Origin of the sequence: Microvirga rosea (assembly GCF_020595095.1) — a bacterium.
GTDB classification, from domain to species: domain Bacteria; phylum Pseudomonadota; class Alphaproteobacteria; order Rhizobiales; family Beijerinckiaceae; genus Microvirga; species Microvirga rosea.
Genome location: NZ_JAJDOP010000006.1, coordinates 168,557 through 191,648, shown reverse-complemented (window position 1 = coordinate 191,648; position 23,092 = coordinate 168,557). Strand labels below are relative to the sequence as shown.

Below are 23,092 nucleotides of genomic sequence, written 5' to 3'. Positions count from 1 at the left end.
AAGTGTGCGCATGAACGACCGTCCTTCGGATCGCCTGCTCCATGTCCTGAAAGCTCATGGTCCTCAATCGGCTGCAGCGCTTGCTCAACGCCTCGGCACGACGGTCGTGGCGGTTCGGCAGCAGCTCGATCGCCTCAGCGAACGACATCTGGTCAGCTATGAGGACGAGCGCACGGGCGTCGGACGTCCCAAGCGGCGTTGGCTCCTAACCGATAGGGGTCATGGCCGGTTTCCCGACAATCATGCCGGCCTCACCGCTGAAATCCTCCGAGGCGTGGTCGACCTTTTTGGCCCGAAGGGCCTCGACCGCCTGATCGCCCACCGCGAACGCGAGACCCTCGATAGCTATGGCAAGAGAATCGGTGAACGGCGGGACCTTGCCGAACGGATCGCCGAGCTGGCCGCCATTCGCAACGAGGAAGGCTATATGGCGGCCTGGACTCAGGAGCCGGACGGCAGTTTTCTCCTGATCGAGAATCATTGCCCGATCTGCGTGGCGGCCGCCACGTGCCAAGGGTTCTGCCGGTCGGAGCTTTCAGTCTTTGGGACCGTGCTCGGCCCGGACGCTTCCGTTCACCGGGTCGAGCATGTCCTGGAAGGCGCCCGCCGCTGTGCCTACAGGATTATCCCTGCGGAAAGGCCGGCGGGCCGCAGCGCTCCCCTTCCGGGCGCGAATGCTCCATGAGCCGACCATGCATGCGGGCCCAAGGAGAGGCTCTCTCTTTATCTACGTAAGGGAGCCATCTCACCAGAAGGTTGAGACGCTGTAGGTCACGATCCCGAGCACCACGAGAAGAGCCGCTATCCTCCAGTGCTTTTGAATATGCTGGTGCAGGGTCATAGAAGCTCCTTGAAACCCATTTTGAAACCCATTGGCCGACCTGGTCACGCTTTCGCCTGTTCGACGACGGACTTGCTCATATACGGATGTCCGGCCTCATTCAGCGCCCGGTCGAGCCCTTCGATGGCCCGCAACACCTTGGTCAGCTCCTCGGCCATCTCGACCGAGGGAAGCGGTGTCTCCGAAATCAGCCGGGCAACCTCAAGACGCCGCTTCACAAGACCTTCGCGAGCAGCGGTCAGCACCTGAATTTCTTCGGAAGTCATCATCCATCCTGTGTCTGGAATAGCCTGTCGGCCTTGGAAACGTGGCTTCAGTGCGCCTGTTCCCAAAAGCCACGGCTGAGCGTACCTGCCCCCCGCAGCCTGGGCAATCCGGCCCCGCCCACGCGCCCTCCCCTAAAGGCAGTTCGGTTGACTTCACGAGCCAATCCCATCATATGAGAATGAATGTTCATTCTCATATGGTCCCATGAATCAGTCCGATCCCTTCTCGCCCGGTGAACGGCATACGCGGATTCTCGACGCGGCGGAGCGATGCTTCGTGCGCTCGGGCTTCCACAGGACAACCATGCAGGATGTTGCGGCGGAGGCCGGAATGAGTCCGGGCAACCTTTACCGCTACTTCCCGTCGAAGGATGCGATCGTTGGCGCACTTGCGGAGCGGGACCGCGCGCGGATCGGGAACGATTTCGATACCTTCAGCCAGTCCGGCGACTTTCTCGGGATTTTCCGGCACTTGGCCCACAAGCACTTTGTGGAGGAGCCACGGGAGCGGGCGATCCTGTGCCTTGAGATCTGGGCAGAAGCCACGCGCAATCAGGGTTTCGCGACCCTTTCCGAAACGTTCGACAACGACATTTTCGGCCGAATGGCCGCGCTGTTCCGGCAGGCGCAGGATCAGGGTGCCATTGCCTCCAGCGTCGATCCCGAGATGCTGACGTCTCTCGTTTCAACCCTCGCCGATGGGCTGTTCGTCCGCCGCGCGATCCTTCCAAGCTTCGATGCGGAGCGCGAGGTCCGCACGTTGATGGCTGTCCTGGAAGCTGCCTTTGCAGGGCGGATCGCCTTGAACGGGGCCGAAGAAGAACGTGATGCCAAGGAACCCGTGCTATGATTCTCCGCGTTCTCTGCTTAAGCCTTGGTCTTCTCGGCCCGGCTGTCGCCCTCGCGGCTGGCGAGCCGCAACAGAACAACCAAGCAGCTCCGCCCCCATCCGTCTCCGTCACCCGCGCGGAAACGAAGGAGCTTGTTGAGCGAGCCGTGGTTACCGGCACTTTGATCCCGCGCGAAGAGATCTTCGTATCGCCGGAACTCGAAGGTCTTCGGATCACCGAGGTTCTGGCGGACGAGGGCGACAAAGTCTCCAAAGGACAAGTTCTTGCACGGCTTTCCCGCGACCTGCTGGAAACCGAGCTTTCGCAGAACAGCGCAACCCTCGCCCGCGCGGATGCCGCCATCGCACAGGCAAGAAACCAGATCGTCCAAGCGGAAGCTGCTCAGGTCGAAGCCGCTCAAGCCCTCGAGCGAACCCGCACGTTGATCCGGGGCGGAAACGCAACGGAAGTGCAGCTCGAACAGCGCGTATCGGTGGCCCGGGCCGCAGAGGGTCGCCTCGCGGCCGCCCATGATGGATTGCGCATAGCAGAGGCGGAGAAGCGTTCAGCCGAGTCGCAGGCCCGCGAAATTCAGGTCCGTCTTTCGCGAACCGATATCAAGGCGCCTCAGGACGGCATTGTCGCTCGAAAAAATGCGAAGATCGGCGCGACCGCGAGCGTTGCCGGCGATCCTCTCTTCCGCATCATCGCAAAAGGCGAGATCGAACTCGAAGGCGAGGTCACCGAAACCCAATTGGTGCGCATTAAGGACGGAGCTGCGGCACGGGTGGTCATTGGCCCTGACAAGACCATCGAAGGGAAGGTTCGCAACATTTCACCGGAGGTCGACCGCGCCACGCGCCTTGGCCGGGTTCGTATTTCCCTTCCGAACGACCCTGCCCTTCGGATCGGTGCCTTCGCCCGCGGATCCGTTGAGATTGCCCGTGAAACCGGCGTCGTCGTTCCGCTCAGCGCCGTTCTCTACGATGCCAAAGGCACAACGGTGCAGGTTGTCACGGGGGATCGTGTGGAATCCCGTCGTGTCCGCATCGGACTTTCGGCCGAAGGACAGGTTCAGATCCAGGAAGGCGTTGCCTCGGGGGAAATCGTCGTCACGCGGGCAGGCAGCTTCCTGCAGCATGGCGATCCCGTGCGGCCGGTCACTGTCGGAGCCCTCCAGACCGAGGGAAAGCGCTAAATGCAGCTCAACGTTTCCGCATGGGCGATCCGCAAGCCCATTCCTTCGATCGTCCTGTTCATCGTCCTGCTGATCCTTGGAATCGTCAGCTTCCAAGGACTGCCGATTACGCGCTTTCCCAATATCGACGTCCCTCTGGTGACGGTGACGATCACGCAAGCCGGTGCGGCTCCGTCAGAACTCCAGAACCAGGTTACGAAGCGTGTCGAAGACTCTGTCGCAGGGGTCAACGGCGTCAAACATATCACCTCGACGATTGCCGAGGGCGTTTCCACAACCACGATCGAATTCCGTCTCGAGATCAATTCCGACCGTGCCGTCAACGATGTGAAGGATGCGGTCGCCAAGGTTCGGGCGGATCTTCCGCGAACGATCGACGAGCCGATCATCCAGCGTCTCGACGTGGCGGGTTTGCCGGTCGTAACCTACGCCGCATCGGCACCTGCCATGACGCCCGAGGAGCTGTCCTGGTTCGTCGATGACGTGGTGGCCCGCCAGATTCAAAGCGTCACCGGTGTCGGACGGGTCGAACGCGTCGGCGGCGTCGATCGGGAAATCCGCATCGAATTGAAGCTCGACCGGCTGCTCGCCCTCGGGATCACCGCCGCCGATGTCAACCGTCAACTGCGGGTCACGAGCGTCGACTTGACAGGTGGACGGGGAGAAGTCGGCGGACAGGAGCAGTCTGTCCGGACGCTTGGCGCGGCCGAAAAGCTCGAGGACCTCGCTGCAACCAGCATTACTCTCCCGGGCAATCGGCGGGTCAGGCTCGATGAGCTGGCAACTGTCAGCGACACCGCCGCGGAACCGCGGACCTTTGCGCGTTTCAATGGGAAACCTGTCGTTGCATTTGCGGTCACACGAGCCACGGGCGCGAGCGATGCGGTGGTCGGCCAAGCCGTTTCGGCCAAGATCGAAGAGCTGCGCAAGGCACATCCGCATGTGCGCTTCGATCTGATTGACGACACGGTTGAATATACGGTCGGCAATTATCACTCGGCCATGCAGACGCTCATTGAAGGCGCTGTGCTGGCCGTCATCGTCGTACTGATCTTCTTGAGGGACTGGCGCGCGACTTTGATCGCGTCCTTGGCTCTCCCCCTGTCGGTGCTGCCCACCTTCTGGGTCATGAGCACCATGGGCTTCTCCCTCAACCTGGTGAGCCTCCTGGCCCTCACCCTCGTGACGGGCATCCTCGTCGACGATGCTATCGTGGAAATCGAGAACATCGTCCGACACATGCATATGGGCAAGTCACCCTATCGCGCTGCGCTCGAAGCGGCCGACGAAATCGGGCTTGCGGTGATCGCCATCACCTTCACCATCGTGGCGGTCTTCGCCCCGGTCAGCTTTATGGGCGGCATTGCCGGTCAGTACTTCAAACAGTTCGGCCTGACGGTCGCGGCAGCCGTGCTGATCTCCTTGCTGGTTGCGCGGCTGATCACGCCGATGCTAGCGGCCTACTTCATGCGACCGCATAAACCGGTCGAGGAGCATGATGGGATCATCATGCGATCCTATACGAGGCTGGTACGCTGGTCGGTGCGTCATAAGTACCTGACATTCACCTTGGGAATCGGGTTCTTTGCGGCCTCCATCTGGTCGACGAACCTTCTCCCGTCCGCGTTTCTACCGGAGGAGGATATTTCCCGTTCCCTTTTCGTGGCCGAACTGCCACCCGGATCGTTGCTGGCCGACACGGAAAAGCTGACGGACACGATGGTCGAGCGACTGCGCGCCCTGCCGGAGGTGAAATCGGTCTTCGTGAATGGGGGCGTGCAGCTTCCTGGAAAAAAGGAGGTGCGCCTCGCGACCTTCACCGTCAACCTCGTACCGAAGGACAAACGTGATCTGCGGCAGCGGCAACTGGAGCGACAGGTCGTCGACGAATTCCGCAACATCCCGGATATTCGCTTCTTCCTTCTCAACGACGGAGGCCAACGGGCCCTGCAGCTGATCGTCGCCGGTCCGGACCAGGACGTCGTCGTTGAAACCGCCGCGAAGCTTCAACGGGAAATGGCGACGATTCCGACCGTGGAAAACCCGGTCTCGACAGCTCCCCTGAACCGGCCCGAGATCCGCATCAGCCCGAAACCCGAGCTTGCCGCTGATCTGGGCGTATCGACGGACGCGTTGGCGGAAACCGTTCGCGTCGCCACGATCGGCGACGTGAGCGCCAACCTTGCCAAGTTCAATGCCGGGGATCGGCAGATTCCCATCCGTGTGCAGCTGCCCGACAACGTCCGTGGCCGGCGTGACCTAATCGACGTCTTGAAGGTGCCTGCGAAAGGTGGCGCCGCAGTCCCACTCTCCTCAGTCGCGGATATCACGTTCGGTCAGGGTCCCACATCGATTGATCGCTATGATCGATCCCTTCGCGTGGCCCTCGAAGCAGATATGCGGGGAACGGATGCTCTCGGAGAGGTTCTGGAGGCGATCTATAACCTACCCACAGCCAAGAACTTGCCCCCAAGCGTCTCGATCAAGCAGACCGGCGACGCCGAGGTCATGACGGAGGTTTTCACGTCGTTCGGAAAGGCGATGGGCGCCGGTATCATGATGGTTCTTGGCGTTCTCATTCTGCTCTTCGCCAACTTCCTTCAGCCATTCACGATTCTGCTGTCCCTGCCCCTCTCGATCGGCGGCGCGATCCTGGCTCTCGTGCTTGCTCAGAAAGCGATCAGTCTCCCGGTGGTCATCGGCTTCCTGATGCTGATGGGGATCGTCACCAAGAACGCCATCATGCTTGTCGACTTCGCTATTGAAGAGGTCGCGAAAGGAATTGACCGTACCACAGCCATCGTCGATGCCGGGCGCAAACGGGCGCGCCCCATCGTGATGACCACCATCGCCATGGCGGCCGGCATGGTTCCGAGTGCTATGGCTCTGGGGGCTGGAGGCGAGTTCCGCGCTCCGATGGCGATCGCGGTCATTGGCGGCCTCATCGTTTCGACCATGCTCTCGCTGGTCTTCGTGCCTGCCTTCTTCATTCTGATGGACGATCTTTCGCGCCTGCTGGGCAGGATATTCGGTCGCTTCGTCGGCCCCCGCGACGAGCCTGCGGAGAGCGGCGACCTTGAACCTCGGTCAATGAAAGCTCCGCACCATCATGACCGGCCTTCCAAACTAGCGGCGGAATAGAAACAAGCGGCACGAGCCGGTGGTCAACTGTCGGCGCTCAGCAGCGCGGTGATGATCCGAGATGCACTTGGGGACGGGGCCAGGCGTTGCCTTGCCCGTCTTCCGGCCTCTTCGGACGACTTCTCCTGATGAGCTGTCTTATTGATGACCTGAAGATTGGGAGCGCCCCAGAAACCGAGCAGTTCAGGCCACGCGCGAAAGCGATGCTCCGACCAGACCGCGAACAAAGGCACGCGATGGTCCACCTCGGCATTCCTGAGCAGGCGGCGCCCGGTCAGCAAACACTTCCGGTCCTGTCGCTTCTTGAGCACTTTGATATGATCGCTCGGTGCGTTCCACAATTGCCAAGCGATCACACAGGCCGAGTGCCAGCTCGCATTTTTGTTGGGCTTGCCGTCCCCCCACAGGTCACGATGCCACCCCAAACGAAAGACCGGTTGCCCGCAGACGCAGCAATGGCCGGGGCCGAGGGCGAAAGCCGGCTGGCGAAAAGGCGCCGGTGGGCTTCGAAATGACAGGGGGCTGCCGTTGGCCTTCTCCTCCCCGAGGTGCCACTGCCAACCTTCCGGCGTCCCGCTTTTGGCCGCAAGAGCCCGAGCAAGCCTGTCGGCCAGAAGGGGCCGATGTCTCCAATACGACTCGACAGCCTTGCGCTGAGTTGGAGGGATGAGAGGCTGCCGATATGCATGAGCCAGGACACACGCAGGAAACGACCCGGAAAGACGGCGTTCCAGCCTTGCCAGGGCCTTGCTGTTTCTCTCCTGCCGCCAAGTCGACATGATGGGTTCTCACCGCCTGCAGAACATCACTCGGATGGCGAGAACCTCGCTCGAGCCAACTTCGCTCTAGAGATTTAACAATTGCCTAAGCTTCTCCAGGCGCTCCATGGCAACAACGCCGTCTTTGATCGTCGGAGCGGAAGACGCCTCGCCTCGGAAAAGCTTCAGCCCATCGCCCAGCAGTGCATGATACCCCTTATGGTCTTCGTTCGCCGCCGCCGTGAAGTTCGGCTTCCAGGTGAGCGTGTCGACATCGTCGTCCAGGGAAGCACCAAGATTATCCGTCTTGAACGGCGGGTTTCGATTCCAACGAACCTCGATCACGTCCTCGACCTCAAGTCTCTGATGATCACCCATCAGCTCGATGCGCTCCACGGGTGTTCCGCGCGACTGGATCGTGCCCATGGCGATCGTGCCGATTGCCCCGCATTCGAAGTCGAACCCGACGTGAAAGAGGATTCGGCCCGGAGATGCCTCGACCTTTCGCGCGTTTATGGAACGGACGGGAGAGACGAGATACGAAACCAGATCCATATAGTGCACGCAGTGGTGAAGGAAGAATCCGGTATAATCGACATTTCCGGCAAAATAGGTCGGAGCGGTCATGTAGTAACCGGTCAATCCGAGAACGCGCCCGAAACGTCCCGATGCCACGACGTTGTGGGCAATCCTGTTGCCGATGGAATAGCGCTTCATGAAGCCCAGAACCAAAGGCTTCTTGGTTCGCTCCGATGCCTTGAGAAGCTCCCGGGCCCCTTCCGCCGTTGCGGCAGGAGGCTTTTCCATGAAAACGGCAAGTCCTCTATCCAGCGCGGCCTTGCCGAACATCAGGTGCTGATCGGGTCCGACGGCCATGCTGACTGCGTCGATACCCTTGGTTCCGATGAGCTCCTTCGCATCGGACGTCAACTTACCAACGCCGAACTGCCGGCCCGCCTGAGCCAAGCGGGCGCCGTCGACATCGCACAACGCTTCTATGGCTACGTCGTGCCGTAGGAGCTGCGGGAGCAACATCTGCGTTGCATGGGTGCCGCAGCCGATCCAGCCGATTTTAAGGGTCATCGCCGATATCTCGTCAAAGTCAGGTGTGAATTGAGGAATGAGACGCTCGCGGCAAGGCGCTCGCTCTCATCTTCATGAGGCGGGCGCCATTGGGCGAACGGCACGCCAAACCGATCGTCGTTGCGCCTGAAAGGCTCGAGTGAGATCGGCCCCCGATAACCCACATCATGAAGGGCGCGGCAAACCTCGACCCAATCGATCGCACCGGTGCCGAGGAAACCGCGATGGTTTTCGTTGGCCTGGAAGTGGATCGTCCGGTCACCGGCGAGCCGTATCGCCTCCGGGATCGACGCCTCTTCCATATTCATATGAAAGGTATCGAGCATGAGCCCGACAGATGGATGATCAACAGCATCCAGCAACTCGATGGCTTGTGCAGTCGTACAGAGAACGTCGCTCTCGAAACGATTGAGCGGCTCGACCGCAAGCCTGACGCCGGTCTCGTTCGCATGCGCCCCTGCTTTCTGAAGACCCGAGACACATCGTTCCTGACGCGCCAGCCGCTCCCCCTCTTCGACAGGTGCGGGGGGACGACCTGCAAAGACAAGCGGGTTTCCGGTCAAAGGACCACCGACGATCTTGGCCCCAAGAGCAATCGCGCAATCGACCGCATAGCGAAGATAGTCGATGCCCGCCTGATGCGCTTGCGCATCATCGCTGGACAAGTTGCGCTGGAGATTGACGCGAGCCGCAAGAACGACATCAAGGCCGGCGTCGTCAAGAGCATGACGAGCTCCGTTAAGATCAATTTCTCCAGGCTCCGGCACAAGAAGCTCGACGAAATCGAAGCCGAGTGACTTCATCTGCCTGAAAAGTCGAAAATGCTCGGCTGTAAACGGCCGCGCGTATTGCATGGAAATGAGTCCGACAGGATTCATGATTGCCCCTGGTTGCAAGATCAGCCTTTGACGGCGCCTTGTGTCAGCCCCCCGATGAGACGGCGCTGCGCAATGAGAAAGAGAATTGTTGCGGGCAACGCCCCCACCACTCCCCCGGCGGACAGAAGTCCCCACTCGATCTGGTATTCCCCGATCAAGGTCTGAATGGCGACTGTCACCGTGCGAACATTACGCCCGCCAAGCGTCAGGGCGTAGAGATACTCGTTCCAAGCGGTGATGAAGATATAGATCCCGGTCGACACGATACCTGGCATGGCAAGCGGCAGGATCACGCGCCGGAGAGCTTGCAGACGAGTGCACCCGTCCGTCATTGCCGCCTCGTCCAAGCTCCTCGGAATGGCGTTGATATAGCTCGTCAACATCCAGACCGAGAACGGGATGGCGACCGTCGCATTGGCGATGATGAGCGCCGCATGCGTGTCAAGCAATCCCAAGCGCCGCATCATCACGAAGAGCGGCAGGATCAGCAGCACGACGGGAAACATGTTCACGAGGAGGAATTGCAGCATCAAAAGCCGCCGGCCAGGAAACCGGAATCGGGAAAAGGCGTAAGCCGCTGTCACCGAAACAATGAGCCCCAGAACCATCGTTCCTGCAGCGACGACAAGGCTGTGCCACATGTTTCCGAGAAATGATGTCCGAGACACCAGTCGAATGTAATTTTCAAACGACCAGTCGACAGGCGTCACGGCAACTCCCAAGGCAGCGAGCCTTGCCTGTGGCGTTACTGACGTCATCAGCATCCACACGAAAGGGCCAATCGCGAGCAGGACGATCCCCAGAGCCGGCAGATCGACAGTAAGAATTCTCCGCATTAATTTGGGCTTCTGGGTCACCGTTCCACCTCCCGCGAGGTCCGGGCGATGTAGAATGCGACAACGATGCCGAGGAGCAATGTGAACATGACCGCGATTGTAGTCCCATAGCCGAAATCAAGGTTTTGACGCGCCTTGACGAAGGCATACAGAGGCAGTGTCTGGGTCGCGTATCCGGGCCCGCCCCCGGTCATGACGAAGATGACGTCGATCGAGTTGGCGACCCAGATGATGCGGAGAAGCCCAGCCGTTGCCAGAACACCGGCAATTCCCGGAAATGTCACGTGACGGAACTGTCTCCAGGCGCTTGCGCCATCGATCGCCGCGGCCTCATAGCGGCTTCGCGGAATTCCTTGCAAACCTGCGAGGATCATCACTGCGAAGAACGGAAAGCCTTGCCAGGTCAGAGTGGCAATCACCGCGTAGAGGGCTGTATCGGGATCCGCCAGCCACGGCACCGCCGACTGAACGATCGCGAGACGAAGCAGAATCTCGTTCAGCACACCTGTGTTGGCATCGTAGATCCAGCGCCACATGAGAGCGATCACAACGCTCGGAAGCGCCCATGGAATAATCACGAGGGCTCTTGCCAGTCCTCGCCATGGAAACTCCCGATTCAGGATGAGCGCCGCGATCAGGCCGAGGCCCATCTGTAGGGGAACCGTCAAGCCGATCCAGATCGCGGTATGCCCCAATGTGATCCAGAAAACGGGATCCTGAACCAGTTTTACGTAATTCCCGAGGCCGACGAACCGGGCCGCGTTCGGCCTGAACAGCATGAACTCGTAGAGACTCGTCACCACGGCTTCGATCATCGGGAGAAACACGATGATCACCGTCACGATTACCGCAGGCGTGAGCAAGCCATAGGGAAGTAACCGTGTACGCCACGGACGAGCCGGAACGGCTTCTTTGGGCAGGGCAACAGAGAGAGCCATCAGATCAAAATCTTCTGCGAGGATGGAGCGGCTGCGCCCTTGAGGGCGCAGCCTGATCGATCATTGGGACGCCAGAAGCGTCTCGATTTCCTTCATCATCTGCTCGGCCGTAATCTGCCCGGTCAAGGCACGTTGCATGGACGTCGGCCAGACCGTGTTGACGAAGTCCGCCGTCGCGGACGTCTGAGGGAGAACGGCAGCGAACGGGAGCGATGCGACAGTCGCGTCGACGAAGCGCTGCTCGTGCAGCTTCCAGTCCTTGGATCCGCTCTTCGTGACGGTCAGCTGGCCCGTTGCCTGGTTGAACAACACGTTGTTTTCGCCCTCCGCCAGGAAGGAGATCCACTTCCAGGCCGCATCCTTGGCATTCGATGACGAGAAGATCGCCAGAGACTCGTCGCCGTAGGATGTCCAGGCGCGCTCGCCGCAGCGAGGAACAGGGGCGGCCGATACCTTGTCACCGAGTGCCTTCACGATATCAGCGGACGAACCGATGTGGTGAATGGTCATGGCCGTCTTGCCACCCTTGAAGGCCCCAAGGATTTCCTGAAAGCCGTCATTCGGAGCGGACGGAGGGAATACCTTGTGAACCCTGTAGAGATCGATCAACCATTGATTGGCCTTGATCGCCTGGGGTGTCGTGAGCCCGCCTTTTTCGAATTTGGCTCCGCCGGACAGAACGAACGTACCCCACTGATCCCAGCCGCCCTTTCCTCCTCGGAACCCGAAGCCGTATATGTCGGGAGCCTTCGTGAGAGCTTTTGCGGCTGCGAGGAAATCGTCGCAGGTCTTCGGCGGCTCAAGGCCCGCCGCCTTGAACAGGTCGGTCCTGTAGTAAAGATAGAGAACGACGTATTGGACGGGCAGGTAATACTGCTGCCCGTCGGGACCTTTGTTGAGTTCCAGAAGATTGTCGAGAAGATCCGCTTTGCCAGGCCACGCATCGATACGCTGCTTGATGGGCTCAAGTGCCCCCATTTCCACAAGACGCGGTTGCGCAAACAACTTTACCATGGCGGCGTCGGGAGCATTGCCGCCGACGATCGATGTGTAAAGATTGTCGTAATAGCTGTTCCAGGGAATATTCTCGGCCTCGATCTTGATCCCTGGATTCTTGGCCTCGAACTTCTCGACCAGTTTCGACATCGGATTGTCCGGGTTGTCGAAGTGATACCAGAATTTCACTGTCTCGGCCTGTGCTCCAGCAGCAAAGGCCAAGCCGGCCGCCACGCTGCAGACGGCTAGAAGTTTTCTTGCAAGACGCTTCATCATGTTTCCTCTGCTTTCAAATGTTGGTCTGTGCCAACTTTCGGGCCGCGGCCCCTGCCTCGGCCAATGCTAAACGTGCCGCCTCAAGCGCCACACTCATTTGCAGAAAACCATGCACGACTCCCGGAACGATCGCGACCGGGTCTTTTCGCCCAAGTCCTTCAAGGCGTCGCGCAAGATTCAAGGTGTCCGACAAAAGCGGATCAATGCCGGCCGCCATGAGCCAAAGAGGCGGCAAAGCGGCCAACTCGGCGTCCGACGCCTGAAGCGGCGCCGCGAGGGGATCGTTCCGGCCGTTTTCATCCGGTACATACCAATCCCAATACCGCCGCATCTTGCCCGTCGTCAGTCCGGGCCCGTCTGCGAACTGCCGATGGGATGGCGTATCGTGATCAGCCGAGAACACCCCATAAGCCAGGAGCGCACCCTGCGGCAGAACCCGTCCGGCGCGATGCTCGTGCACGATGGCAGCCAGGGCGAGGTTGGCCCCGGCCGAGTCACCTGAAACGAGCAAAGGACCTCGATCAAGGCCGAACGCTTCTGGATTTGCCTCAAGTGCCCGGACACAGGCCACCGTATCCATCAAGCCTGCGGGAAAGGGATGTTCAGGTGCGAGCCGATAGTCCGGCAAAAGAACCGGCAGTCCGGACTCGATTGCGAGAACACGCGCGCATCGCTCATGTGTATCAGGACTGCAAAATGCAAACCCGCCGCCATGAACATACAAAAGCGCGCCCGGAAGCCGCCCCTCCGGGATAAGCACACGGACGCGGCAGGATCCAGAACCCAGATCAGGATCTGCAGGCACGACGCATTCGCGCACGTCCGCCATTTCCGGCAGTTCCACGTTCCACCGGAGATTGTTCTTGGCCGAAAGGGCGCGCCCTTCCGCAGCAGAGAGCAGAGTTGGATCAGGTTGCGGGCCGCTTTCCCGCTCAACCTGCGCCATGAGGGCCGCCATTTCAGGCGTCAGGGCGCCGCTGAACAGCTTGGTCCGGTCCTGCATCACTGATCCCCTATGGAAAAGACTTTCGGACCAAGATCCACGATGGTCGCGATATGATGGGCCAGGGCCTGAGAGGCGGCGGCTGCATCATTTTTATCGATGGCGTCGATAATCGCGATATGACGCCGGGCGGTCGCCACCAGGTCACGCGTTTCATCGGACTGAGAAATTTTGAAACGGTGATTATGCACCAGGCATCGGTGCAGGATCGGCTCGAGGGCCGGGAGATTGGCGTCGCGCAGAAGCCGACGGTGGAAGTCGCGATCGAACTCCGCGAGGCGATACTCGTCCCGCTTCCTGGCAGAATCTTCCATGGCTTCGACAAGTTGCCTGAGGTCCGAGACAAGCGTTTTGCTGGGGTTCTGAAGCACTCGAGCGACGCTGCGACATTCAATGGATTGGCGAAGGCGGAACATCTCGACGGCCTCGTCGACCGTGCATTCGGAGACGCGGGTGCCGCGATGCCCCTTGCGGATGACCAGCCCCTCCTCCTGAAGCTGCAGGAGAGCTTCGCGTACCGGACCCTGGCTGCAGCCGAAACGACCGGCCAGGTCGAGCTCGATGAGAGGCTCGCCGGCCGAGAGCTCTCCCAGCATGATGTCTCTCTTCAGAGCCTCGAACACTTCGCCGGAGCGTGCCGGACGAAGAGCAAAATCGCGTCGTGGCCGCTGCAAATCCATCTCAGGCATCGATGGCTAATCCGCTGTTGCGCAAATCCGGTATTATCATTATCATTATTGATAATCAATGGCCGAATGGCTGCTCTGGGTGGAAATGTTCATGGCGCAGATCAAGCTTGACCAACTTCGAAAAAGCTATGGAAACCTTGAGGTTGTTCATGGAGTCGACCTGACCATCGAGGATGGGGAATTCGTGGTCCTGGTCGGCCCTTCAGGGTGCGGAAAGTCGACTCTGCTGCGAATGATCGCCGGCCTTGAGGACATCTCCTCAGGAACCCTGCAGATCGGAGGCGCCACTGTCACGGCCCTTCCGCCCGCCGAACGAAACATCGCCATGGTCTTTCAGGACTACGCGCTCTACCCGCATATGAGCGTGGCCGAGAACATCGCCTTCGGCCTTAAGATGCGCAATGCACCGCCCGCCGATATCCAGGACCGCGTCACGCAGGCCGCCGATACTCTCAGGATTGCTCCCCTGCTCGGCCGCTTGCCGGGTCAATTGTCGGGAGGGCAGCGTCAGCGCGTTGCCATGGGGCGAGCTATCGTCCGGGAACCCAAGGCATTTCTTTTCGACGAGCCGCTCTCCAACCTTGATGCCGCCCTGCGTGTGGAAATGCGACTGGAGATGGCAAAGCTCCATCGGCGCATGCGCGCAACCACGGTCTATGTCACCCACGATCAGGTCGAGGCCATGACACTGGCGGATCGCATCGTCGTTATGAATTCCGGCAAGGTCGAACAGATCGGGCGCCCCCTAGACCTCTACCATAGACCCGACACCCTGTTTGTCGCGCGATTCATCGGCAGCCCGACAATGAATGTGATCAGCGTGCCAGTTAAAGCCGCAACATCGGGCATGCTCGCAGCCGATCTGCAGCTGTGCACCATCGAGATACCCATCAATTCGGGAAGCGCTGACGTCGGCTCTTCGGTGTCCATTGGCATTCGTCCGGAAGACATGAGCATCTGCGATGCAAGCAATGCTTGGTTTACGGGAGAAACCTCGGTCGTCGAACGATTGGGTGGACAGACATTCGCTTATCTCGATATCGGCAGCGACCGACTCCTGACCGTCGAGCTTCCGCGAACCAGCGACGTGTCCCCAGGAACGGCCTTGTCGGTCAAAGGACAAATCGATGCGGTCCACGTTTTTGCGCAGGATGGCCGGCGGCTGAACTGAGCAGTTCTAGGGAGCCTCGCCCGCGATCACACCCTTGCGGAACAAGAAACACCCGTAAGGCCGCGGATCTCCCACCTGAACAACCGCGAAAGCCGCGCGGGCAGCATCATAGAACGGAAAACGGTCGATACCGATCAGAGGAATGGCTTTTCCCGCCGATTTGTCGATTTCCGCCTGAACCTCACGCTGAATCTCCGGAAAAGCATCGGCGTCTTCCACCACTCTCATCCGCCGGACAGGATCGGGCACATAGGTATCGAGGGGCAGGACACTCAGGATTGCCCGCGCCACCCGTGCCATGCTGAGGCCGGGAAGCAGGATAAGCCTCCCCGAGGTTGTGGCCTTCGCAATCGTCTCGGACGGGTGGTTCGCATCGACCAACGCCAAGTCGTCACCATGCCCCATCGAGGCCAGGACCCAGAGCAGATCAGGAGAAAGAACAGGGTCGAGCGCCTTGAGCATGGTCTTTCCTTTAGAAGATTGCCTGTCGAGTAATGGAAAAAGAGTCCTTATCCGCCGACCCACCGCTCCATGGATGCGTGCAGATGTGTACGCATCGCAGCCTGTGCAAGCAATGGATCCGACGTTTCGAGAGCTGCGTAGATCGCCTCGTGCTCCCGGAGAGCGCAGGTCCATGTCTCCTTATTGTCGAAGCGAACGCTGAGTTGAGCGGAAATGGGGCTATGTCGCTCATCGAATAGGTCGCGGACGATTCTCATGAGCACCGAATTGCCGGAAAGAGACGCAATGGTGAGATGAAACTTGCGATCCTGCTCCAAAGGATCGCGTCCCTTGGCGATCTTGGAGCGCATGATCGTCAGCGTTTCACGCAGCGACGCAAGCCCCTCCTCGGTCACGCGCGCGCAAGCAAGTGCTACGACAGTCCCCTCGATCGCTGCGCGCGCCTGCATGAGCTCCGTTGGGCTCTCACCCATCGAGCGTGTCATATTTGCAGGCCGCTCCTCCGGCGCACAGACATATACTCCAGAGCCCGATCTGATCTCTACGCTGCCGTCGATCTCGAGCGCGATCAGCGCTTCTCTCAAAGACGGACGGGAAACTCCGAGCTGCTGCGCAAGCTCGCGCTCGGCCGGAAGGCGGGTCGATGGCGGGAACTGCCCACTCTGAATGAGCGCGCGAATCTGGTCGGCGATCTGCTGATAAAGGCGCCGCGGCTCAACTTGTCTGATCTGGCTCGACATTGCTCGACCCGCCTCACCCTCTACCGACTGAATTGGTAAGACCATATCTGCGCCCATAGCAGGAAGCAACTTCAGTTCATGGTGCAGGCTTCCAAGCACCAGATGAATTTTCTCGCAAAAACCTATTCCTGTCAGACCAATATCCGAAATTTGGCCAACTGGCTTGACCAATTTTCGAGAAGGTCCTATGCCTTTGCCATATCGGGCCGCCCAAATCAGGCTCGGCAAAGTCTCGCAAAGAACGAGGCAAAAAGCCCTTTGAGGCACCGGAGGAGGAAAGATGCGAGGCTTCCTGGCCAATCTTGCTGATCGGCTTGATCTGCCGCCCCGCGAGCGGAGGCATGCTCAAGGTGCGCTACGCTCGAAGCGGGGCCATGGCGCGTCCAACCCTGATCGCCCCACTTTCGATACAAAGACGTCCGACGAGATCATCCTTCGGCTGGAAGCGATCACCAAGGAGTTTCCGGGCGTCCGCGCGCTCAGCCAAGTACCTTTCGATCTCAAACGAGGCGAAGTTCACGCTGTCTGCGGAGAGAACGGCGCGGGAAAATCGACCCTGATGAAGATCATCAGTGGCGTTTACCAGCCGGATGCCGGAACGATCAGTTTCAAAGGACGCGAGCACCATTTTGGCTCTTCGCTCGATGCGGAGACTGTCGGGATCGCGATGATCCACCAGGAGCTGAACCTGGTGCCGCACCTGACGGTGGCGGAAAATATCTACCTCGCCCGCGAACCGACGCACGGTATCTTCATCGACAAGGCCAAGCTCCGCGCGGACGCTCGCCACTGCCTCGAGCGACTGGGAGTCGATATCGATCCCGACACTCCGGTTCGGGCTCTCTCCGTCGCTCAATGCCAGATGGTGGAAATCGCCAAAGCCCTATCCCTCGAGGCGGAAGTCCTCATCATGGATGAACCGACCTCATCCCTGACGGAGGCGGAAACAACCTTGTTGTTCGACGTCATTCGGGATTTGAAACAATCGGGCGTCGGCATCGTCTATATCTCGCACCGTTTGGATGAAATGGCCGAGATCGTCGATCGCGTGACGATCCTGCGTGACGGACGCCACGTGTCGACGGATGCGTTCTCCGCCGTCACTGTGGACGATATCGTGTCTCGCATGGTCGGACGCCCCCTGGAAGACAAGTTTCCGGAGCGTACGTCCACCCCTACCGACGACGTGCTGCTGGCGGTCGAGGGCCTGACCCGAAGAGGCGCCTTTCACGATATTTCCTTTTCTCTGCGCCGGGGAGAAATTCTTGGCTTTGCCGGTCTCATGGGTGCCGGACGCACCGAGGTCGCCCGAGCCATCTTCGGGGCAGATCCGCTCGACGCCGGACAGATCGCCTTGCACGGGAAGCCCCTGGAAATTCGGTCTCCCCGCGACGCCATCGCAGCCGGAATTGCCTATCTGTCCGAAGACCGCAAGGGTCAAGGCCTGGCGGTCAAGATGTCGGTCGCACAAAATCTCACACTGGCCAATATGGCGGGCGTGGCCGATCGTTTCGGCGTCATCGACTTCCAGAGAGAAACCGGCACCACGCAGCGGTATGTCGACCTTTTGAACATTCGCACTCCCTCGATCCATCAGGTCGTGCGCCTTCTCTCGGGAGGCAACCAGCAGAAGATCGTCATTGGAAAGTGGCTCTTCCGGGACTCGCGGATCCTGTTTTTCGACGAACCCACGCGAGGTATCGATGTCGGCGCGAAGTTCGCGATCTACAAGATGATGGACGAGCTCGCAGCACAAGGGATCGGGGTCGTTCTGATCAGCTCGGAACTTCCGGAAATTCTTGGTGTCACCGATCGAGTGGCGGTTTTCCACGAAGGGAAGCTGACCGCGACCCTGAATACGCGGGACACCAACCAGGAAGAAATCATGCACTACGCCTCCGGCTATGCCGGGACCAGAAGCTGAGGGCCCCATGACGAGTCTCACGAGCGAAACTCAGAAGAATCAAATGACGGCTGGCGGAAAGAACGAGCGCTTTCAACTGAGCGACCGGCAGAAAGACCTCCTGCAGAAATTTGCGGCCCTGGGGAGTCTCATCGCGCTGACATTGATCTTCTCGCTCACAAGCAACGCGTTCTTCACTGTCAACAACGGCATGACCATTGCCTTGCAGGTCACCTCAATCGGCATTCTCGGCATCGGCGCCACATGCGTCATCATTACGGGCGGCATCGATCTCTCGGTGGGTTCCGTCCTGGCGCTGGCAGGCGTCGTCGCGGCTCTTGCTGTCAAGGAACTCAATATGCCGGTGCCTGTCGCGATGCTCGCCGGCATCCTGATCGGCTCCTTATGCGGCCTCATCAACGGCCTTTGCGTGACACATCTGAAGCTGCCGCCCTTCATCGCAACCCTTGGAATGATGATGGTGGCCCGGGGCGTGGCTCTCCAGATCACGGGCGCAAGAGCCGTATCTGGCCTTGGAGAGTCCTTCGGCGAACTTGGAAACGGCGCGTTCCTCAGGATCGTCAACATCGATCAGAACGGTTTTCCCGACGTAGTGTTTCCGGGCATCCCCTATCCGGTGATCCTGATGGTGGTGATTGCGGTCGCCGTGGCGTTGATGCTCAACCGCACGGTGCTGGGACGCCACATCTACTCGATCGGGTCGAACGCAGAGGCCGCCCGGCTATCGGGTGTCCACGTCGCGCGCGTGACGCTCTTCACCTATGTCCTGTCCGGGACACTGGCCGGGCTCACGGGATGCGTGCTGATGTCGCGCCTCGTGACCGCCCAGCCCAATGAGGGCGTGATGTATGAGCTCGACGCTATCGCAAGCGCCGTTATCGGCGGCACCTCGCTCATGGGCGGCGTCGGCACGATCTCCGGCACGGCCATCGGCGCCTTCGTAATCGGCATCTTGCGCAACGGCCTCAATATGAACGGCGTCTCTGCTTTTACGCAGCAGATCATCATCGGCCTGGTCATTCTCGGAACCGTTTGGATCGACCAACTCCGCAATCGCCGTTGAGCCCACGGCTCGATATTCGACAGAAGAGGGAAGCCGAACTTCCCCACCAGCCTAACAGTCACGACATCCTGATCTGAAGTTCAGAGGAGAGAAACATGCGTAAGATCGTTCCCGGCATCGTTGCATCGGTCATCGCCTTATGGGCCTGCTCGGCCCAGGCCGCAGACAAGGAAATCGCCGTTATCGTCAAGACGGTAAACTCGACGTTTTGGCAGAACGTTCAGAAAGGCGCCGAAGCCGCGAAGAGCGACCTCGGAAGCGGTTATGCCCTCACCTTTCAAGGCCCGGCCTCGGAATCCGCCATCGCCGATCAAGTGAACATGGTGGAAAATGCCGTCAACCGGAAGGTAGCCGGAATCGTGTTGGCCCCCTCCGATCCCGACGCCCTCGTTCCGGCGATCAAAAAGGCGTGGGAATCGAAGATCCCCGTCGTGCTCATCGACTCGCAGATCGCCGATAGCGGCAAGCAGTACTACCAGTCCTTCTTGGCCACCGACAATCAGAAGGCGGGCGAGCTGTCAGCGAAGGCTCTGATCGACCGGATCGGCACCACGGGCAAGATCGCCATCATGTCGTATGTGGCGGGATCCGGCTCGGAGATCGGTCGCGTCGGCGGCTTTACCAAGTACATCAAGGATCATTCCAAGCTCGAAATCGTCGGACCGTTCTACTCTCAGTCCCAGATGGCCACCGCCCTCAACCAGACGACGGACGTTCTCGCATCCAATCCTGATCTGAAAGGGATTTTCGGCGCCAACGAGCCGACGGCGATCGGCATGGGACGGGCTCTGGTGCAAACCGGCAAAGCCGGACGTGTGGTCGCCATTGGCTTCGACGGCAATCAGGATCTTCAATCCTTCGTGCGCGACGGCACTCTGGCGGCGATCGCCGTCCAGGGCTCCTTCCAGATGGGCAAGCTGGGTGTAGAGACCATCGCGAAGGTCGTGAAGGGCGAGAAAGTCGAGAAATTTCTCGATACCGGCGTCGTTCTGGTGACCAAGGAGAACCTTGAGCAGCCGGAAGCAAAGAACGTTCTGTACTGAGAACCAAACTCTCCGCATGTGCCGCCCGGCAGGCGGGCGGCACATATTCCAGCTTAGGCGAAACTCCATGAAGATCACCGATCGACGCTCTCTGCCGCGCAGGAACCTGTCCTTGACGACAATGGGGCTGGGCTGCGCCCAGATGGGCGGCCTCTTCAAGGCGACGAGCAATGCGGAGGCCATGGCGGTCACGGACGCAGCCTGGGCTGACGGCATCCGCTACTTCGATACCGCACCCTACTATGGCTACACACGATCCGAGCGGCGGCTCGGAGCGTTGCTATGCGAGAGGCCGCGGGAGGAATTCGTGGTCAGCACCAAGGCCGGCCGCCTGATGGTGCCGGATGCCACGGTGGGGGCGGATGAAAATGGCTGGGTGCGTCCCCTGCCCTTCCGGCCGACCTACGACTACAGCTATGACGGTATTCTGCGGTCGTTCGAACACAGCCAGCAGCGCCTCGGAATTATTCGGATCGATATCCTCTACGTTCACGACATCGGCCGCTACACTCACGGCGACGATAATGACCGATATTGGGCGCAGCTGACCTCCGGCGGCGGCTTCCGCGCGCTGGCTGAGCTTCGGGACAGCGGCCACGTGACGGCAGTGGGCCTTGGAGTGAACGAGGCGGAGGTCGTCCACGCCGCTCTGCAGGAATTCGACCTGGACGTCACCATGCTAGCGGGCCGCTACACGCTCCTTGAGCAGGAGAGCCTGCCGCTTCTCGATGAATGCGCCCGCGCCGGAACGGCTATTGTGATTGCCGGACCGTTCAATTCCGGCCTTCTGGTCGGCAATAACAAATTCAACTACGACGATGCTCCTGCGGCAATCGTGGAGCGTGCGAAGGCTCTTCAAACGGTCTGCGCGGAGTTCGACGTCCCGCTGCCTGCCGCCGCCCTCCAGTTTCCCATGGCTCATCCGGCGGTCGTGACATGTGTCTCGGGCGCCCGCACAGCCGATCAGCTCGTAAAGAACATCAGTTGGTTCGAAAGCACTCTCCCGAATGAACTCTGGACGGCTCTGGTCGCCAGAGGTCTCGTGGACGAACGCGCCCCTCTTCCCGGCAGAGGTGCCTGATCCTATGCGTATCGATGCTCACCAGCATTTTTGGTTGATGCGAGACCGAACCGGCCAGTGGCCTCCCGCGGAGCTTGCGGCGATCCATCGCGATTTCGTGCCGGATGATCTGCAGCCGGTGCTGACGCGATGCGGAATTGGAGGAACGGTCCTCGTTCAGTCGCTCCCGAGCGTCGAAGATACCACTTTCTTGCTCGACATTGCCGATCAAAGCACGTTCGTCCGCGGTGTCGTCGGATGGCTCGAACTGAAGGCTCCTGAAGCTCCTGCGCAGATCGCGAGCCTTTCAGCCCATCCTAAGCTCAAGGGCTTGCGGCCGATGCTGCAGGATATTGCGGATGTGAACTGGATCAACGATCCAATCCTCAACCCGGCCATTCGCGCCATGATCTCTCATGAGCTGCGCTTCGACGCTCTTGTCATGCCGGAGCACCTTACGGCACTCACAATGTTCGCGGAGCGTCATCCCGACCTCCCGATCGTCATTGATCACGGGGCCAAGCCGCGCATCGCAAAGGGATTTTTTCGGGGTTGGCATGCGGATATGCGACGCCTCGCGGCTCTTCCCAACGTCCAATGCAAACTCTCCGGCCTGCTGACCGAGGCAGGATCCGCGCCGGGTATTGCGGCAATCAGACCCTATGCCGAGACGCTCCTCGATCTCTTCGGAGAGCGTCGGCTCATTTGGGGTAGCGACTGGCCCGTGCTCAATCTCGCCGGATCATATGAAGTGTGGCTATCCATGTGCCTCGACATCGTTCCTCTTGAGCATCACGACGCCGTCTTCGGCGGAAACGCCATCGCGTTTTATGGACTTGAGTCGGGACCGTCCCAACCATGAAGACAAACCACACGATGCTGACCATCACCTGCGATACGCCCGGGACCCTTTCCGCCGGCGAACGGCCGAGACCGATCAGAAAGAATGACGAGGTTCTGGTGCGCATCCGGCGCGTCGGAGTCTGCGGAACCGATCTTCATATCTTCTCGGGAAAGCAGCCCTACCTGTCCTACCCACGCGTTATGGGGCACGAACTTTCCGGGACCGTCGAGGAAGCGCCAAGCGGCAGCCGTCTCACCCCTGGAGAGACCGTGTGTATCATGCCTTACATTTCCTGCGGCGAGTGCCACGCATGCCGCCAAGGAAAGAGCAATTGCTGCCAGAAAATCCAGGTGCTCGGGGTCCACCGCGATGGTGGCATGGCCGAATATGTCAGTATTCCAGAAAGGTTCGTGCACCCGGCTGAAGGCTTGAGCCTTGACCAGGCCGCCATGGTCGAGTTCCTCGCAATCGGGGCCCACGCGGTGCGCCGCAGCCATGCCCGCGAGAACCAGCGCGTGCTGGTCGTGGGCGCCGGCCCGATCGGGATTGCAGTCGCTCTCTTCGCCAAGCTGAGAGATGCCCAAGTCACGGTAATCGACAGCCGCCAGGACCGCCTCGCCTTCTGTGCCGATCATCTTTCCGTGCAGCATACTGTCATCGCAGACCCCGGTGACGAGGAAAGGCTCTCAGCCCTCACAGCCGGAGATTTTTTTGATATCGTCTTCGACGCCACCGGAAATCCCGCTGCCATGGAACGCGGTTTCCGCCTTGTCGCTCATGGGGGGACCTATGTGCTGGTTTCAATCGTCGGCAGCGACATCACTTTCTCGGATCCGGAATTTCACAAGAGAGAGATGACATTGATGGGGAGTCGAAACGCCACACCCGAGGATTTCGAAACCGTCATAGCGGCGATCCGATCACGGAAGGTACCGACAGAGGCGATGAACACCCATCGAATGGCGCTCGCCGAGGTTCCTGAACGTTTCTCCGATCTTCTGGACCCTTCCGCTGGGGTCATCAAGGCGTTGGTGGACGTCTGACGCGCCCGA

22 protein-coding genes are annotated in these 23,092 nt (G+C 59.9%); 11 read left to right on the top strand and 11 right to left on the bottom strand.

Annotated elements, in window-relative coordinates; genetic code table 11:
• The first annotated feature begins 10 nt into the window (after window positions 1–10).
• Window positions 11–685 (top strand): helix-turn-helix transcriptional regulator, encoded by a 675-nt coding sequence (locus tag LJD17_RS16910; RefSeq protein ID WP_227385369.1) that lies wholly within the window; start codon window positions 11–13, stop codon window positions 683–685.
• A gap of 200 nt (window positions 686–885) precedes the next feature.
• Here LJD17_RS16910 and LJD17_RS16905 read toward each other — a convergent pair whose 3' ends face one another.
• Window positions 886–1,110 carry a hypothetical protein gene (locus LJD17_RS16905; RefSeq protein ID WP_227385368.1) on the bottom strand — a complete coding sequence of 75 codons (225 nt, stop codon included), beginning with the start codon at window positions 1,108–1,110 and terminating at the stop codon, window positions 886–888.
• Between the two features lie 202 nt (window positions 1,111–1,312).
• Between LJD17_RS16905 and LJD17_RS16900 the strand changes: the two genes are divergently transcribed.
• From LJD17_RS16900 to LJD17_RS16890, 3 genes are read left to right on the top strand one after another with little or no spacing between them, the layout of a single operon-like run.
• Window positions 1,313–1,957 carry a TetR/AcrR family transcriptional regulator gene (locus LJD17_RS16900; RefSeq protein ID WP_227385367.1) on the top strand — a complete coding sequence of 215 codons (645 nt, stop codon included), beginning with the start codon at window positions 1,313–1,315 and terminating at the stop codon, window positions 1,955–1,957.
• Window positions 1,954–3,135, top strand: coding sequence for an efflux RND transporter periplasmic adaptor subunit (locus tag LJD17_RS16895; RefSeq protein WP_227385366.1), 1,182 nt, complete (start codon window positions 1,954–1,956; stop codon window positions 3,133–3,135). Before LJD17_RS16900 ends, LJD17_RS16895 begins: the two co-directional genes overlap by 4 nt.
• Window positions 3,136–6,276: an efflux RND transporter permease subunit gene (locus LJD17_RS16890; RefSeq protein ID WP_227385365.1), complete on the top strand. Its 3,141-nt coding sequence runs from the start codon at window positions 3,136–3,138 to the stop codon at window positions 6,274–6,276.
• Window positions 6,277–6,299: 23 nt separating this feature from the next.
• On the opposite strand, the gene LJD17_RS16885 is transcribed toward LJD17_RS16890, so the two are convergent.
• The 8 genes from LJD17_RS16885 to LJD17_RS16850 form a co-directional block, all read right to left on the bottom strand.
• Window positions 6,300–7,055, bottom strand: coding sequence for a hypothetical protein (locus tag LJD17_RS16885; RefSeq protein ID WP_227385364.1), 756 nt, complete (start codon window positions 7,053–7,055; stop codon window positions 6,300–6,302).
• 66 nt (window positions 7,056–7,121) lie between these two features.
• Window positions 7,122–8,117, bottom strand: coding sequence for a Gfo/Idh/MocA family protein (locus LJD17_RS16880; protein WP_227385363.1), 996 nt, complete (start codon window positions 8,115–8,117; stop codon window positions 7,122–7,124).
• The gene (locus LJD17_RS16875) at window positions 8,114–8,995 is read right to left on the bottom strand and encodes a sugar phosphate isomerase/epimerase family protein (RefSeq protein WP_227385362.1); all 882 of its coding nucleotides are present in this window, start codon (window positions 8,993–8,995) and stop codon (window positions 8,114–8,116) included. The genes LJD17_RS16880 and LJD17_RS16875 overlap by 4 nt, the downstream gene beginning before the upstream one ends.
• Before the next feature lie 20 nt (window positions 8,996–9,015).
• Window positions 9,016–9,831: a carbohydrate ABC transporter permease gene (locus LJD17_RS16870; RefSeq protein ID WP_264478456.1), complete on the bottom strand. Its 816-nt coding sequence runs from the start codon at window positions 9,829–9,831 to the stop codon at window positions 9,016–9,018.
• 17 nt (window positions 9,832–9,848) lie between these two features.
• Window positions 9,849–10,769 (bottom strand): carbohydrate ABC transporter permease, encoded by a 921-nt coding sequence (locus tag LJD17_RS16865; protein WP_227385360.1) that lies wholly within the window; start codon window positions 10,767–10,769, stop codon window positions 9,849–9,851.
• Between the two features lie 60 nt (window positions 10,770–10,829).
• Window positions 10,830–12,038 carry an ABC transporter substrate-binding protein gene (locus tag LJD17_RS16860; RefSeq protein ID WP_227385418.1) on the bottom strand — a complete coding sequence of 403 codons (1,209 nt, stop codon included), beginning with the start codon at window positions 12,036–12,038 and terminating at the stop codon, window positions 10,830–10,832.
• Between the two features lie 16 nt (window positions 12,039–12,054).
• Window positions 12,055–13,044, bottom strand: coding sequence for an alpha/beta hydrolase (locus LJD17_RS16855; RefSeq protein ID WP_227385359.1), 990 nt, complete (start codon window positions 13,042–13,044; stop codon window positions 12,055–12,057).
• On the bottom strand, window positions 13,044–13,733 hold the full coding sequence (locus LJD17_RS16850; RefSeq protein ID WP_227385358.1) for a GntR family transcriptional regulator: 690 nt from the start codon (window positions 13,731–13,733) through the stop codon (window positions 13,044–13,046). The genes LJD17_RS16855 and LJD17_RS16850 overlap by 1 nt, the downstream gene beginning before the upstream one ends.
• Before the next feature lie 91 nt (window positions 13,734–13,824).
• On the opposite strand from LJD17_RS16850, the gene LJD17_RS16845 reads away from it, so the two are divergent.
• Entirely contained in the window at window positions 13,825–14,904 is a 1,080-nt protein-coding gene (locus LJD17_RS16845; RefSeq protein ID WP_227385357.1) for an ABC transporter ATP-binding protein, read from the top strand.
• Between the two features lie 6 nt (window positions 14,905–14,910).
• Here LJD17_RS16845 and LJD17_RS16840 read toward each other — a convergent pair whose 3' ends face one another.
• Both LJD17_RS16840 and LJD17_RS16835 read right to left on the bottom strand, forming a co-directional pair.
• Window positions 14,911–15,366: an RbsD/FucU family protein gene (locus LJD17_RS16840; protein WP_227385356.1), complete on the bottom strand. Its 456-nt coding sequence runs from the start codon at window positions 15,364–15,366 to the stop codon at window positions 14,911–14,913.
• Window positions 15,367–15,413: 47 nt separating this feature from the next.
• Window positions 15,414–16,106 (bottom strand): FadR/GntR family transcriptional regulator, encoded by a 693-nt coding sequence (locus LJD17_RS16835; protein WP_227385355.1) that lies wholly within the window; start codon window positions 16,104–16,106, stop codon window positions 15,414–15,416.
• Window positions 16,107–16,386: 280 nt separating this feature from the next.
• On the opposite strand from LJD17_RS16835, the gene LJD17_RS16830 reads away from it, so the two are divergent.
• The 6 genes from LJD17_RS16830 (at window position 16,387) to LJD17_RS16805 (ending at window position 23,083) form a co-directional block, all read left to right on the top strand.
• Window positions 16,387–18,030, top strand: a complete 1,644-nt coding sequence (locus LJD17_RS16830) for a sugar ABC transporter ATP-binding protein (protein ID WP_227385354.1) — start codon at window positions 16,387–16,389, stop codon at window positions 18,028–18,030.
• A 43-nt stretch (window positions 18,031–18,073) separates the two neighbouring features.
• Window positions 18,074–19,093, top strand: a complete 1,020-nt coding sequence (locus LJD17_RS16825; protein WP_227385417.1) for an ABC transporter permease — start codon at window positions 18,074–18,076, stop codon at window positions 19,091–19,093.
• A gap of 95 nt (window positions 19,094–19,188) precedes the next feature.
• Complete coding sequence (locus LJD17_RS16820) at window positions 19,189–20,136, top strand: ABC transporter substrate-binding protein (protein WP_227385353.1); 948 nt, start codon at window positions 19,189–19,191, stop codon at window positions 20,134–20,136.
• 67 nt (window positions 20,137–20,203) lie between these two features.
• Window positions 20,204–21,217, top strand: coding sequence for an aldo/keto reductase (locus tag LJD17_RS16815; protein WP_227385352.1), 1,014 nt, complete (start codon window positions 20,204–20,206; stop codon window positions 21,215–21,217).
• A 4-nt stretch (window positions 21,218–21,221) separates the two neighbouring features.
• Window positions 21,222–22,058: an amidohydrolase family protein gene (locus LJD17_RS16810; protein WP_227385351.1), complete on the top strand. Its 837-nt coding sequence runs from the start codon at window positions 21,222–21,224 to the stop codon at window positions 22,056–22,058.
• Between the two features lie 14 nt (window positions 22,059–22,072).
• The gene (locus LJD17_RS16805) at window positions 22,073–23,083 is read left to right on the top strand and encodes a zinc-binding alcohol dehydrogenase family protein (RefSeq protein ID WP_227385416.1); all 1,011 of its coding nucleotides are present in this window, start codon (window positions 22,073–22,075) and stop codon (window positions 23,081–23,083) included.
• Window positions 23,084–23,092: the final 9 nt, after the last annotated feature.

Coding starts and splice junctions, on each gene's coding strand:
- LJD17_RS16910 (WP_227385369.1), top strand. CDS start 11: ATGAACGACCGTCCTTCGGATCGCCTGCTCCATGTCCTGAAAGCTCAT.
- LJD17_RS16905 (WP_227385368.1), bottom strand. CDS start 1,110: ATGATGACTTCCGAAGAAATTCAGGTGCTGACCGCTGCTCGCGAAGGT.
- LJD17_RS16900 (WP_227385367.1), top strand. CDS start 1,313: ATGAATCAGTCCGATCCCTTCTCGCCCGGTGAACGGCATACGCGGATT.
- LJD17_RS16895 (WP_227385366.1), top strand. CDS start 1,954: ATGATTCTCCGCGTTCTCTGCTTAAGCCTTGGTCTTCTCGGCCCGGCT.
- LJD17_RS16890 (WP_227385365.1), top strand. CDS start 3,136: ATGCAGCTCAACGTTTCCGCATGGGCGATCCGCAAGCCCATTCCTTCG.
- LJD17_RS16885 (WP_227385364.1), bottom strand. CDS start 7,055: ATGTCGACTTGGCGGCAGGAGAGAAACAGCAAGGCCCTGGCAAGGCTG.
- LJD17_RS16880 (WP_227385363.1), bottom strand. CDS start 8,117: ATGACCCTTAAAATCGGCTGGATCGGCTGCGGCACCCATGCAACGCAG.
- LJD17_RS16875 (WP_227385362.1), bottom strand. CDS start 8,995: ATGAATCCTGTCGGACTCATTTCCATGCAATACGCGCGGCCGTTTACA.
- LJD17_RS16870 (WP_264478456.1), bottom strand. CDS start 9,831: ATGCGGAGAATTCTTACTGTCGATCTGCCGGCTCTGGGGATCGTCCTG.
- LJD17_RS16865 (WP_227385360.1), bottom strand. CDS start 10,769: ATGGCTCTCTCTGTTGCCCTGCCCAAAGAAGCCGTTCCGGCTCGTCCG.
- LJD17_RS16860 (WP_227385418.1), bottom strand. CDS start 12,038: ATGAAGCGTCTTGCAAGAAAACTTCTAGCCGTCTGCAGCGTGGCGGCC.
- LJD17_RS16855 (WP_227385359.1), bottom strand. CDS start 13,044: ATGCAGGACCGGACCAAGCTGTTCAGCGGCGCCCTGACGCCTGAAATG.
- LJD17_RS16850 (WP_227385358.1), bottom strand. CDS start 13,733: ATGCCTGAGATGGATTTGCAGCGGCCACGACGCGATTTTGCTCTTCGT.
- LJD17_RS16845 (WP_227385357.1), top strand. CDS start 13,825: ATGGCGCAGATCAAGCTTGACCAACTTCGAAAAAGCTATGGAAACCTT.
- LJD17_RS16840 (WP_227385356.1), bottom strand. CDS start 15,366: ATGCTCAAGGCGCTCGACCCTGTTCTTTCTCCTGATCTGCTCTGGGTC.
- LJD17_RS16835 (WP_227385355.1), bottom strand. CDS start 16,106: ATGTCGAGCCAGATCAGACAAGTTGAGCCGCGGCGCCTTTATCAGCAG.
- LJD17_RS16830 (WP_227385354.1), top strand. CDS start 16,387: ATGCGAGGCTTCCTGGCCAATCTTGCTGATCGGCTTGATCTGCCGCCC.
- LJD17_RS16825 (WP_227385417.1), top strand. CDS start 18,074: ATGACGGCTGGCGGAAAGAACGAGCGCTTTCAACTGAGCGACCGGCAG.
- LJD17_RS16820 (WP_227385353.1), top strand. CDS start 19,189: ATGCGTAAGATCGTTCCCGGCATCGTTGCATCGGTCATCGCCTTATGG.
- LJD17_RS16815 (WP_227385352.1), top strand. CDS start 20,204: ATGAAGATCACCGATCGACGCTCTCTGCCGCGCAGGAACCTGTCCTTG.
- LJD17_RS16810 (WP_227385351.1), top strand. CDS start 21,222: ATGCGTATCGATGCTCACCAGCATTTTTGGTTGATGCGAGACCGAACC.
- LJD17_RS16805 (WP_227385416.1), top strand. CDS start 22,073: ATGCTGACCATCACCTGCGATACGCCCGGGACCCTTTCCGCCGGCGAA.